The following is an 11,930-nucleotide window of genomic DNA, read 5'->3' as shown; positions in this document are numbered from 1 at the left end:
TCCTCACCGTTGGCCCACGTGGTGCGACCCTCCGCGAACCGGCCCAACCGGATCTTCGTGCCCTGCAGATCGCCGAGGACACCGACCGCCTTGCCCGTCGCCTCCGCGGCCGCCCTCACGCGTTTGTAGTTCTCCTCGTGGTCGGCGTGCTCGCCGTGGCTGAAATTCAGCCGGGCCACGTCCATACCGCTTTCGACGAGCTCGCGAATACGGTCACCGGTGGCGGTAGCAGGTCCAAGTGTGCATACGATCTTCGTGCGTCGGGAGGTGCCGAGCAGTTCGGGCTGTGCGGTGGGTGACGCGGACCGTTCGAGATCGATGGTGGGCATGTGACTCCTCGCGGCTGAGTTGAGAGTGGTTGTGTGACTTGAAAGGTTCGTCACGACGGACTGTCCGCGGTCGCTCGCGCATGCGTCTGCGTCGGCGCGGGGAGGCTCCATTGACTGTCGATCAGTCCGACGACCTGAGCGGTTGCCTCCTGAAGGAGTTCGGCGGTGTTGTCGAGCAATTCGTGGAGTTCCGCCGGACCGCGGGCGATGGAGAACGCCGCCGAGATCCGGGCAGCGCGAATCTCGGCTGCGGACAGGCGAACCGTACCGGCGATCACGACCACGGGGCACTCGGTCGGCGTCTGACGAACGACGCCCTGCACCACCTTCCCCTGCAGCGACTGCGCGTCGAAGGCCCCTTCCCCCGTGATCACCAGGTCCGCGTCGGCGCACAGAGACCGCAGCCCCACCGTTTCCGAGACGAGATCACTGCCGGGCACCAGTTCCGCGGCGAGGATTGCGCTCAGGCAGGCCGACATCCCGCCGGCCGCTCCCGCTCCGCGCAGGGCCAGAATGTCGGCCCCGTACGCAGCGCGGAGAGCGATCGCCAACTGTCCGAGCCCGGAATCCAATTCGCGGACCTGGTCGGCCGTCGCGCCCTTCTGCGGCCCGAACACCGCGGCCGCCCCGTTCTCCCCGCAGAGGGGATTGTCGACGTCGGTCGCGACGCGCCAGCGCACCGACCGCGCCCGGGGGTGCAACTGTGACTCGTCGATGGCGACGATGTCGCCCAGCCCCGCACCGCCGGGTTCCACGTCGTGACCGTCTGCGTCGAGGAATCGCACACCGAGTGCGCGGAGCATCCCGGTGCCCCCGTCGGTGGTTGCGCTGCCTCCGATGCACAGAAGGACTTCTTCAACACCGTCTTCCAGTGCGCTCACGGCGATTTCGCCGACGCCAAAGGTATCCGCCCGCAACGGTGACGGTGGAACGTCCGCCACATGCGGCAGACCGTTCGCTTCCGCGGCCTCGATGATCGCGACCCTGCCGTCGTTCGACAGTCCGTAGCGGGCGCTCCGCGGGCGTCTGAGGGCATCGTGAGCGTGGATCACCCGGGGCTCGGCGTTGCCGGCCGAGAGGAACGTCTGCAACGTGCCCTCGCCACCGTCCGCGAGCGGGCATTGCACGATCCGGACGTCGGCGCCGAGCACTGCACGGACACCGGCGGCCATCGCGGCTGCGACGTCAACGGCGGAGAGGCTCCCCTTGAACGAGTCGGGAGCGAGGACAACGGTAGGTGTGCGCTTTCGCATGAATAGAGCGTAGGTCTCCCACACCCGGGGTCATATGTATATTCTGCACAGATTCTCACTCAATTCGGGCCGCTAAATATGTGCACATTGTCGTACGCGCTCGGCAGCGCTTCACGCTCCGCGGTGCGGATCCTCCAGCGCCGCGGCCGCGAGGAGTGCCAGGCGCATGGCGACGGCGTGGTCGAAAATGCGCAGGTTCAATGCGGTGACGTGCTGGATCCGATCGAGTCGCTGGACCAGCGTGTTGCGGTGCACCTCGAGGGCGGTCGCCGTCGCCGCGATCGACAGATCGTGGTCGAGGAAGGCGCGAGCGGTCTCGCGCAGGGTCGCGGACAGCGGCGTGAGGACGCGCTCCACGGTGTCGTGTGAAATCTCCCGGGACTGCTGTGCGACAGCTGTTTCGGGCACCAGTGCGGAGAGTTTCGTCTCCTCTCCCGCGGGCAGCAGGTGCGCCCGGGCCAGGAGGATGCCCAGCCGGGCAGCGTCCACGGACAATTCGCGAGACGTAGCGGCATGCCTGCCGGTGATGAGACGGACGTCGCCGGTGCGCAGCCGTTGCCAAGTCGCGGCGAGTGTGCGGTCTGTCACCGAACCGCTCAGAACCCACACCGCGCCCTGCAATTCGGCGGCAACCACCCCGGCGACCCCCTGGACCCGTCGAAGCAGGGCCACCGACGTGGACGAGGGAAGGGACCACGATCCGCTGCCCGCTGCGGGGACGACCGCCGTGATGTTCCACGGCGGGGTCATCGGTGATCCGATGTGGCGTAACGCTTCCAGCAGGCCGTTCTCGGTGACGGTTCCGTTCACCAGGCCGAGGAGCAGTTCGCGCACGGCCGCTTCCCGCCACCGTGAACTGTCCCGGTGCTGCTCGTTCCGTAACAACAGTTCCACGGTGAGGGCGAGGACGTTGCACACCGATTCGACCTCGCCTGGGTCGCCCGTGACGCCCACTGCACCGACGATCCGCCCGTCGAGCGTCAGGGGAATGTTGATCCCGGCTCTGACCTCCGCAGATTCTTCGTCGGTGTCCACGAGGACTCGCCGGCCGTCCCGGATGGCCTCGAGCGCACCGGCGTGCACGGTACCGATACGCGTCCCGTCGACCGACCCGATGATTCGGCCGTTGCGGTCCATCAGATTGATGTTGTAGTCCAGTCGGGGGCTCACCTCGTCCACCACACGCTGAGCGAGTTCGCCGGTGAACACGTACGCGAATTCGTCCTCGTCGCCGTCCTGCGCCGCCCAGGTCATGCAGCAAGACTAAACGTACGAGAGGCACTACGGACCAGACCTACCCGGCGCCACAGGTGCTCTCGTCGAATTCGGTCGGCGGGAGGAACGTCGGCAGCGCGGTGTACACCGCCGAGAGTGATCGCCCGGCCCGCATGACGGTCCGGTCGGGACGCACGATCGCCGCGACGGCGTGCCCGCGGGCAAGCCACCGGCCGAGTTCGGACTCGGGTGCGGCGGCTACGACGACGGCCCCGCGTCGGTCGATCTCGCACCGCTGGCCGGGGGTTGGCGGAGTCGACGTCACCACGAGGAACCGTCCGGGCGCCCCCGCGTCGAGTCGCCCACCGTCGACGTCGACGACCGGGTTGGGGCACAGCGTGCCGGCCAGTCCCCGGCGCAGCCCCGTCTCGACGAAGCCGGAGGTCCGCAGTGGCGGCGTCGCGCTGTCGGTGACCTTGGCGTTCAGACCAGGAATCCACCGCGCCATCGGGGCGATCCGCCGACGCAGAACGTTACCGAGTTCACCGCCCTCGGTCATCGCCCGTCCGACGCCGACGGCGAGCCGGATCATGGACTTCGCGTGCGACTTTCGCTCGCGCTGATACGTGTCGAGGCAGGATTCGGGCAGGGTCCCACCCAGGACGCCGGCCAGCTTCCACGTCAGGTTGCTCGCATCCCGCAGTCCGGCGCCCATGCCCTGGCCGATGAACGGTGGCGTCAGGTGCGCCGCGTCGCCCAGCAGGAATACTCGCCGGTCGCGCCACCGGTCGGCGAGCTGGGCGCGGAAGGTGTAGTCCGCCACTCTGATCAGCTCGAGGTCGGTGTCGGCAACGTTCGCCGTCCAGGGCGTGATCAGCGGACGCAGGGCGTCGAGGTCGGCGTAGGTCGCCGCGCATTCGCCGGGCCGCAGCCGGAACTCCCACCGGTAGCGGGTGTCACCGATCCGCATGTAGGTCGCCGCCCGTACCGGGTCGCACACCTGATGCACACCTTCCCACTGATCGAGGTCCGCGTCGGTGGCGATGTCGACGACGAGCCAGCGTTGCGTGAATCCCAGATTCTCCATCGCCGAGCCGATCGAGGTTCGCACGGTGCTGTTGGCGCCGTCGCAGCCGAGTACGTAGTCGGCGCGGACCGCCCGCCGCTCGCCGGTGACCCGGTCGGTGAAATCCACCCGCACGTGGTCGCGGCCATGCGCGACGCGCGTGACCTCACTGTTGCCGCACATGCTGACGCGGTCGTGGCGCGTGAGCCCCGCGCGGAGAAGTGTCTCGAGTTCGGGCTGATCGAACATGTTCGCCTGCGGGAAGCCGTGCAGGTTTCGAGCGTTGTCGCGGCGGAACTCGGCCAGGATCGTCATGTCCCGGTCGACCAGTCGCAGACCGCGGGCCGGTCGCGAGATTTCCGCGAATTCTTCGGCCAGCCCGAGCCGGGCGAGGATGCGGTACACCTCGTCGTCGAGGTGGACCGCCCGCGGTTGCTGGTACACACCGTCCCACCGGTCCAGCAGCAGGCATTCGACCCCGTACCGGGCCAGCAGCGTTGCGGCCGTCAGTCCGGTGGGCCCGGCGCCGACGATGACGACCGGGTAGTGCGGGGCGATCACGACGTCATCCCGAACCGCCACGTCACCGGTAACCGGTCGAGCGCCGTCTTCACCCCGGTCGTGTCGCCGCCTGGAGGTGCGGTGACGAGGACGACGACGGTACCGTCCTCGACGACGGTGTGAACACTGTCGACGCCGGTGACGCCGCCGAGGGCGTCCTCGGCCACGCGGCGGGCCGCGTCGGCGCGGAGGGCGAGCTTGTACGGTTTGCCGACATCGGTGACCGGCAAAGTATCGATCACGGTCACCGACTTCGGGGCGGCAGCCGACTCGGCGACATGTTCGGCCGCCCAGGAAAGGAGTTGCTGCTCGGACACTTCGGCGCTCGCCGTCACGGTCACATAGGCAACCGGAACTTCCCCCGAGTGGATATCGGGGCATGCGACGGCGGCCGCTCCGGTCACGGCAGGGTGTGCGAGCAGTGCGTCCTCGATCACCGCCGGATCGATGTTGTGGCCACCGCGGATGATCAGATCCTTCGCACGCCCCGTCAGGTGAACGAAACCGTCGGGATCGACGCGGCCGAGATCCCCGGTGTCGAGCCAGCCGTCGACGAGCACACCCCTCCCGTCGAGCACGAACCCGTGCGCCTCCCGGCCGACGACGTAGCCGGCGAAGACGGTGGGACCGCTGATCGCGATCGTCCCGACCTCCCCGTCGGGCAGGTCCGTCCATCGGCCGTCCGGAGCGGCCCGCACGGTCTTGATCTGCTGGTACGGCATCCGTTGCCCCACCGACCCCGGGCGGGGCGCGGTGGAAAAGCTGCGGGCGCTGGCGCAGGTCGCCTCGGTCAGGCCGTACCCCTCGAGCAGCCGGACGCCGGTGTGGGACTCGAAACCGTCACGCACCGCCGGGGGCAGCGCCGACGCCCCCACCATGCACACGTGCAGACTCGAGATGTCCGCGTCGACGGGGCACTGCGCGAGCACCGAGTACACGGTGGGCACCGCGCTCATCGCCGCGAGGCGGTAGTGCTCGACGATCTTCCAGAACTCCCCGTAGAGTGCGGCGTCCCGGTATCCGGCCGGCCCGGCCCAGATCACGGACTGCCCCCGCAGCATCGGTGCGAGCACCGTGACGATCAGGGCGTTGACGTGGAACAGCGGTAGGGCGGCGAAGACGCGGGAATCGTCGTCGAGCACCGAGTTGGCCGCGATCATCCACGCGTCGGCCACCTCGTTCGTGTGCGTGTGAGCGGCCAGCTTCGGGGCGCCCGTGGTGCCGCCCGTGTGAAACAGTGCCGCCAGGTCGTGCCCCGTCGGGGCGACGCCGGCGAAACCGGTTGCGTCCCGCCCCGCCGCGTCGAGGTAGGCGACCCGGACCCCGTCGATGACCGGTGGGTCCGAAGGCACCCGGGTGCCGGTCGGGCGGAGCAGCAGCAGGGTGTCGATCGCACCGGCAGCGGCGAGAGCCCGTGCGGTCGACCAGATCCGGGCATCGAGATCCGGTCCGGCGGTGACCATCACGCGTGCTCCCGTTCGGCGCAGCAACTCGGCGATCTGCCCGGTGGACAGGCCCGCGTTGATCGGTGCGGCGATCCCCGCGACCTGCGCGGCGAGGGTTGCGGTGATCAGTTCGTCGCAGTTCGGGGACATCAGCGCCACGGCGTCGCCTCGCCCGACACCGGCGTCGTGGAGGGCGTTGGCGGCGCGGTGCACGTCCGCGAGGACCTGCGCGTACGTCCGGCTCACGGGTTCGCGCCAGCGCGCGCCGTCGGGGAGAACGGTCAGCGCGGTGCGCTCGGGCCACAGACCCGCCGCCCGAACCAGCAGATCGTAGGTGGACGTGGGCAGTCCCCGCTCCTCGAGCGGAACCGTCTCGATGGCAGCGAGATCGCGCGGCTGGTCGTAGGCCGGCCACAATATTTGGTTGCTCACCGGGCGTACCTCGCGACGGTGCGTTGGATGCCCAGATCCAGGGCCCCGTCGTCGGTGGCGATCGACAGTTCGACGACGTCGCCGTCCTGTAGGTACTTCGGGTTCTTCGATTGGGACGCGAAGAAATTCTTCCACTTCACCGCCGGGGGCAGGAGTGAGCCGAGGATTTCGATCGGCTTGGCGGGAGCCTTCAGCGCGGTGCCGCCCGGAGTGCCGGTGAGCAGCAGATCACCGGCATCCAGACGCTGGAATTTGGTGAGCGCCCGTAGCGCCTCGACGGGACGGTAGATCATGTCCGACACCGTCATGTCCTGCCGGACAACTCCATTCACCCGCAGCGTCAGGCGGAGATCCTCGAAACGCTTGAACTCCCCCGCCTCCAGCAGCACCAGCGCCGGGCCGACCGGAGTGAACGTCGGGTACGACTTCGCCTCGTAAAACTGGGTTTTCGGCAGCTGGATGTCGCGGGCCGAGACGTCGTTGGTGACGACCAGACCGGCGACGAAGTCGGCAATATTGTCCTCGTCGATCGCGGTACCCACCGGCACGGACCGGCCGAAGACCAGCCCGATTTCCACCTCGTAGTCGAGAAACCGGACGTGGCCGGGTTTGATCACGTCGTCGTAGGGCCCGCTGATCGACCCGGACGATTTGCGGAAGAAGGTCAGCGGCACGGTATCGGGGTTCATACCCGAGTCCTTCACGTGCGACACGAAATTGGTCATCTGGGCCACCACCCGACACGGTGCGGTGACGGGAGAGATCAGGTCGAGGGTTTCGACCGGGATCGTACGGCCGGCGGACGCCGCGGTTTCGATGGCCGCCCGGTCCGCCAGCAGTTGCGCCGTGGTGATGGCCGCAGTGTCGATTTCGGCCGCGCCGGTGGCAGTCTGCACCCACCAGCCGTCGGAGGTGCGAAGGACGGAAATACTCATGAGGAAGCCACTTTCAGCAGGCCGCGGAGGCGTTGGAAATCGAATTCGTTGTCCTCGCGGAGCGAGGTGATCATGGCGCGCAGTTCCCGCAGCGACGCCCTGTCGGGTGAGACGCCGAGGAAGTCCTTGGTCGCCGGCGGCCCCCATTGAGCCAGCCCGGACGCGCTCATCGGTGCCCACCCGGGTTCGAGAGAGCAGTCGAACAGGTCGCCGTCACTGAAGTGCTCCACCAGGAATCCGTCCGGGTCGCGCCAGTAGTCGAAGATCTGGCTGCCCTGGATGTGGCGTCCGATTCCCCACGAGCGGCGGTATCCCCGATCCAGCAGGTATTCACCGCCCGCCGCGAGGGTGTCGAGATCGCACACCTGATACGCCGAGTGCACGTACCGGTTGCTCGGACCGAGGGTCATCGCCACGGTGTGGTGGTCACTCGGGGTTTCGCCGCGATCGCAGCGGATGAAGCTCATCACCGGGCCGCGCTCGCGCTGGTCCGGGTAGTACAGGAAGTCGCTGACGATCAGGCCCAGGTTCTTCAGGTACCAGTTGAGGTTCTCCAGGTACCGGGTGCTCTGCAGGACCACGTGTCCGAGTCGCTGCACGCGGGCCGGTTCCCGCGGCGGTCGCTGGGTGGCGTTCTCGCGGCCCCGGTCGTGCCCGAAGTTGTAGGTGCGGGACGCCTGGGCGGGAAGCGCGGGGAGCCGATCCACGTCGGCGACCACTCGCACCCAGCCGCCGCTCGGATCGGTGAGATCGACCGCGACGCCGCCCAGACCCTCCGGCAACCGTTCGACAGGTCCGCCGGTCACCTCCGCCAGTCGCAGGACGTCGGTGGCGTCCGCCGCGAGAAACGCGGCACCGGCGAACGCCGATCGCGGTCCCCTACGAATGATCACGCACGGCGCCCCGGCGTCGGTTCCCCGCAACTGCAGCTGGTCGGCGGTGCGCAGGGCGGTCGTGAAACCGAAGGCGTGCGCGAAGATTTCCGCTCGGTCGAGATCCGGCTTCCGGAACTCCAGCCACGCCAGATCCTGCACCTTCACGACCGGATTCGGCGCCCGGCCGGGGTGTTCACCGCGCAGCGCTCCGTGCTCGCTGTGCAGATTGCGGTGGGCGTCGGTGTGATGACTGGTCATGTGCCGCTCCTCACTAATTGACGATATCGTCACTCATGAGGGATCAGTCAGTCAATAGTCTTGACGAAATCGTCACCACTGAGGTTGTGTGCTACGTTGGCTGCGCCGATCAGCGGCTGAGAGGTGGTGCCCCAGGAGATGGCCACGCAGGAGCGTGCGGCGGAGAGCCGACTCGAGCGCAGGAAGGCGCACACTCGCGCGGCGTTGGTCCGGGCGGCACAGACATTCATCGCCGCCGGAAAGCTCAACGCGCCGGTCCTGGAGATCACCCAGGCGGCGGACGTCGGGATGGGCTCGTTCTACAACCACTTCGAGAGCAAGGACGACCTCTTCCGCGCGGCCGTCGACGACGCGCTGGAATCGCACGGCAACGTGCTCGACAGGCTGACCGGGGATCTCGACGACCCCGCCGAGATCTTCGCGCAGAGCTTCCGGTTGACCGGCAGGTTGTTCCGGAACGAACCGGAGTTGAGCCGCGTCCTGCTCAACAACGGGCCCGCCCTGATCACCGCCGATCGCGGCCTGGCGCCCCGCGCCCAACGGGACATCGAAACAGCCGTCGCAGCAGGCCGTTTCGCCGTTCGCGACCCCGAGCTGGCGCTCGTCCTCGCTGCCGGCGCCATCGTCGGCCTCGGTCAGCTATTGCACGATCAACCGGATCGCGACGCCGCCGAAGCGACCGACCGGATCACCGAAGACATCCTCCGCACGTTCGGTCTCTCGGCCGCCGACGCACACGACGTCTGCACCCGGCCGCTGCCCGATCTCGATTAGCAGACCAGTGGCGGCGCGGTCGCAACTCAGTCGCGGTGAGCCGACAGGAGCCATGCAGGCAGCATGGTCCGGCCCTTGTCGTCGCGCTGCCAGTTCGCGGCCTCGTCCGGACCGAGCAGCGCGTGAATGAACGCCGGGCGCAGGTCGTCGATGGTCCAGTATTCGGCGACGGCCTCCCGTAGCTCGTCGTCGATCACCGGGTTCGGCCCCTGTCCCTCGGGGAAGGCGCCCTTCGCGAACACCAGGATGTAGTAGGACGCGCCGGGTGCGGCCGCCCGGGCCACGGCCTGCAGATAGTCGCGCCGCCGGTCCACGGGCAGCGAATGGAAGAGGGTGCTGTCGACGATCGTCGCGAATCGGCCGTCGAAACCCGTGAACGAGGTGATGTCCGCCACCTGGTAGGTGGCCGTCGTCAGGCCACGATCAGCCGCTGCCGCCTGTGCCGCCGCGATGGCCGTCGGCGACAGGTCCAGACCGACCACCGTGTATCCCTGCGCCGCCAGTTGCAGGGACGTTTCGGCGTGTCCGCACCCCGCGTCCAGCACGTCGCTGCGGAATTTGCCTTCCGCGATCAGCGCGGCGATCTCGGGCTGCGGCTCACCGATGTTCCACGGAACCGGCCCCGAAAATTCCTTCGCATCGCCTCGGTAGATGTCGTCCCACGGCGCAACCTGGTTGTCCTCGGTCATGACCTCGACCGTACGCCCGCGCCGCCCGTCGCCACCACGCATCCGCACGCCGTTCCGTCCGGTGTAACGATCCGGGCACTTCAGGACACTGTGGCAATAGCCGCAGACGCTGGGTCGGCGGGACTCAGGAGGCGCTCCCGTGAAGGAATCGAAACGAACGATGGACTGTCAGGAACTGGTCGAACTCGTCACCGTCTACCTCGAGGATGCGTTCGCCGCGCAGAACAAGGCCAGGTTCGAGACGCACGTGGACGAATGCGGCGGCTGCGCCAACTACGTCGACCAGATGAAACAGACGGTGCACACCCTCGGCGAACTGTCGCTCGAGGATCTCGACCCGGCTTTACGGGACCGCATCCTCACCGACTTCCGGCGGCGATGCTGAAACTCTCGCGGGAAACCGTTACGTGACACAGTAATTCACTGACGACGAGATATGCCTTCGCGGCGGCCCACGGCGGATGGTGACATGCCGAACTCGTGGCTGAACGCGTACGAGAACGCGGCCGGCGACGCATACCCGAGGCTCGTCGCGACCCGGGTCACCGGTTGCGAGCGCAACATCGGGATGGCCGCCAGCAACCGAGCCCGCAGACGCCACGCCGCCGGACTGATACCCGTCTCGCGGACGAATTTTCTCGTGAAGGCACGTTCGCTCATCGCCACCCGGCCCGCCCAGTCGGCGTTCGTCACACCGGCCTCCGGCGTGCCGAGATAGTCCCTGCACAGCGCGACCAGATCGGGCGACGCCGGCAGAGTGAGATGCAGCGGCAGCGACCCGAGGGTCGACAGCTCGAACAGCAGCAGCGCCGCGATGGCGCCGTCGCGCCCTCCGCGGTCGTATGCGGCGGGCAGATCCGCAGCGACGAGCAGCAATTCGCGGAGCAACGACGACACCTCGACCACAACGCACGACGAGGGCCACCACGGCACCGCGACCGGCTCGATGTACAGGCTGCTCGTGGTCGCGTCGAGCATCCGCACCCGATGCCGAATCGCGGGTGGGATCATCACCCCTTGAGCTGTGGGGACCGTCCACGTGCCGTCGCCCGTGTCGACGATCATCGTTCCGGTAGCGCCGTACAGGAACTGCGCACGGCGATGCTCGTGCCAGTCCAGCAGGAACCCGGGCGAGTAGTCGGTCGCGATTGCCAGCACATCCCGCTCGACACCGTCGACCTCGCTGAGCGGCACATTCCTCACAGCATTCGAACCTACCGGGGCTGACTCTCGAAAGAACCCGACCAGCATTCGATTGTCGTCACGGCGTCCGTACGGTGAACTGGACCCCGTGAGTCTGTTCGTCCTCGTCCTCATCGGTCTCGTCACCGGAGTGACCACCGTCCTCTTCGGTTTCGGTGGCGGATTCGTGACCGTCCCCGTCATCCTCTGGGCCGAGTCCGGGATCGGTGACACCGCGGCGCAGGTCGCCGTCGCCACGTCCGCTGCGGTCATGCTGATCAATGCCGCCGTCGCCACCGCCGCGACGCCCGGCACGGTGCTGCGGCGATTACGACGGGCGCGCGGGCTCCTCGTTCTTCTCGGGCTCGGCGGCATCGTGGGCGCCCTCCTCGCGCGGCACGTGCCGGGTGCCGTCATCCAGTGGGGATTCGGGCTCTACCTCGTCGTGACGATCGTCGACGTTCTGCTGCGACCGGGATTCGTCCGTCCGAATACGCCGAACACGATCCACCCGCAACAGCAGTTCCCGATCCCGACCCCGCTCGGACTTCCGATCGGCGCGACCGCGGCGTTCCTCGGCGTCGGCGGCAGCGTCATGACAGTGCCACTCCTGCGCCGCGCCGGCCAGGGAATGGACGTGGTCACGACCCTCGCGAACCCGCTGACCCTCGCGATCAGCCTGCCTGCGGCCCTCACCTTCCTCGCCGCCGGTGCTCCCGGAACGACGTCGGGGACCGCACTCGTCGGCTCGGTCGACGTGGCCGCGGCGTTTGCTCTGCTCCTCGGCGCACTCCCGGTGATCGTCCTCCTGCGGCGGCGGCCACCCCGCCTGCCCGACCGCGTCCACGCGGTCAGCTACATACTCCTCCTCGTCGCGGTCACCATCACCACCGCGGCAGCGGCATTTCGGTGACCG

General features: G+C 68.1%; 12 protein-coding genes. 3 read left to right on the top strand and 9 right to left on the bottom strand.

Annotated elements, in window-relative coordinates; genetic code table 11:
• The 7 genes from CA951_RS25045 to CA951_RS25015 all read right to left on the bottom strand — a co-directional run.
• A partial coding sequence (locus CA951_RS25045; protein ID WP_256974065.1) for a pyruvate kinase occupies positions 1-329 on the bottom strand: 329 nt, incomplete at its 3' end.
• Between the two features lie 50 nt (positions 330-379).
• Positions 380-1,582: a glycerate kinase gene (locus tag CA951_RS25040; protein WP_087559411.1), complete on the bottom strand. Its 1,203-nt coding sequence runs from the start codon at positions 1,580-1,582 to the stop codon at positions 380-382.
• Positions 1,583-1,693: 111 nt separating this feature from the next.
• A complete protein-coding gene (locus CA951_RS25035; RefSeq protein WP_087559387.1) occupies positions 1,694-2,836 on the bottom strand; it encodes a sugar diacid recognition domain-containing protein in 1,143 nt (380 codons plus the stop codon).
• A 40-nt stretch (positions 2,837-2,876) separates the two neighbouring features.
• Positions 2,877-4,445, bottom strand: a complete 1,569-nt coding sequence (locus CA951_RS25030; RefSeq protein WP_256974064.1) for a bifunctional 3-(3-hydroxy-phenyl)propionate/3-hydroxycinnamic acid hydroxylase — start codon at positions 4,443-4,445, stop codon at positions 2,877-2,879.
• Positions 4,421-6,301 carry an acyl-CoA synthetase gene (locus CA951_RS25025; RefSeq protein WP_087559386.1) on the bottom strand — a complete coding sequence of 627 codons (1,881 nt, stop codon included), beginning with the start codon at positions 6,299-6,301 and terminating at the stop codon, positions 4,421-4,423. Before CA951_RS25025 ends, CA951_RS25030 begins: the two co-directional genes overlap by 25 nt.
• Positions 6,298-7,236: a fumarylacetoacetate hydrolase family protein gene (locus tag CA951_RS25020; protein ID WP_087559385.1), complete on the bottom strand. Its 939-nt coding sequence runs from the start codon at positions 7,234-7,236 to the stop codon at positions 6,298-6,300. The genes CA951_RS25025 and CA951_RS25020 overlap by 4 nt, the downstream gene beginning before the upstream one ends.
• Positions 7,233-8,369: a VOC family protein gene (locus CA951_RS25015; protein ID WP_087559384.1), complete on the bottom strand. Its 1,137-nt coding sequence runs from the start codon at positions 8,367-8,369 to the stop codon at positions 7,233-7,235. Before CA951_RS25015 ends, CA951_RS25020 begins: the two co-directional genes overlap by 4 nt.
• 138 nt (positions 8,370-8,507) lie before the next feature.
• Here CA951_RS25015 and CA951_RS25010 point away from each other — a divergent pair, with 138 nt between their 5' ends.
• Positions 8,508-9,143 carry a TetR/AcrR family transcriptional regulator gene (locus tag CA951_RS25010; protein ID WP_087559409.1) on the top strand — a complete coding sequence of 212 codons (636 nt, stop codon included), beginning with the start codon at positions 8,508-8,510 and terminating at the stop codon, positions 9,141-9,143.
• A 26-nt stretch (positions 9,144-9,169) separates the two neighbouring features.
• On the opposite strand, the gene CA951_RS25005 is transcribed toward CA951_RS25010, so the two are convergent.
• Complete coding sequence (locus tag CA951_RS25005) at positions 9,170-9,832, bottom strand: class I SAM-dependent methyltransferase (RefSeq protein WP_087559383.1); 663 nt, start codon at positions 9,830-9,832, stop codon at positions 9,170-9,172.
• 139 nt (positions 9,833-9,971) lie between these two features.
• Between CA951_RS25005 and CA951_RS25000 the strand changes: the two genes are divergently transcribed.
• Entirely contained in the window at positions 9,972-10,217 is a 246-nt protein-coding gene (locus tag CA951_RS25000) for an anti-sigma factor (RefSeq protein ID WP_373414290.1), read from the top strand.
• 35 nt (positions 10,218-10,252) lie between these two features.
• Here CA951_RS25000 and CA951_RS24995 read toward each other — a convergent pair whose 3' ends face one another.
• Entirely contained in the window at positions 10,253-11,035 is a 783-nt protein-coding gene (locus CA951_RS24995) for a helix-turn-helix domain-containing protein (protein WP_218780514.1), read from the bottom strand.
• A 94-nt stretch (positions 11,036-11,129) separates the two neighbouring features.
• Here CA951_RS24995 and CA951_RS24990 point away from each other — a divergent pair, with 94 nt between their 5' ends.
• On the top strand, positions 11,130-11,927 hold the full coding sequence (locus CA951_RS24990; protein WP_087559408.1) for a sulfite exporter TauE/SafE family protein: 798 nt from the start codon (positions 11,130-11,132) through the stop codon (positions 11,925-11,927).
• Positions 11,928-11,930: the final 3 nt, after the last annotated feature.

Origin of the sequence: Rhodococcus sp. NCIMB 12038 (assembly GCF_002165735.1) — a bacterium.
Classification (GTDB): domain Bacteria; phylum Actinomycetota; class Actinomycetes; order Mycobacteriales; family Mycobacteriaceae; genus Rhodococcus_F.
This window is presented reverse-complemented; position numbering and strand designations above follow the sequence as displayed.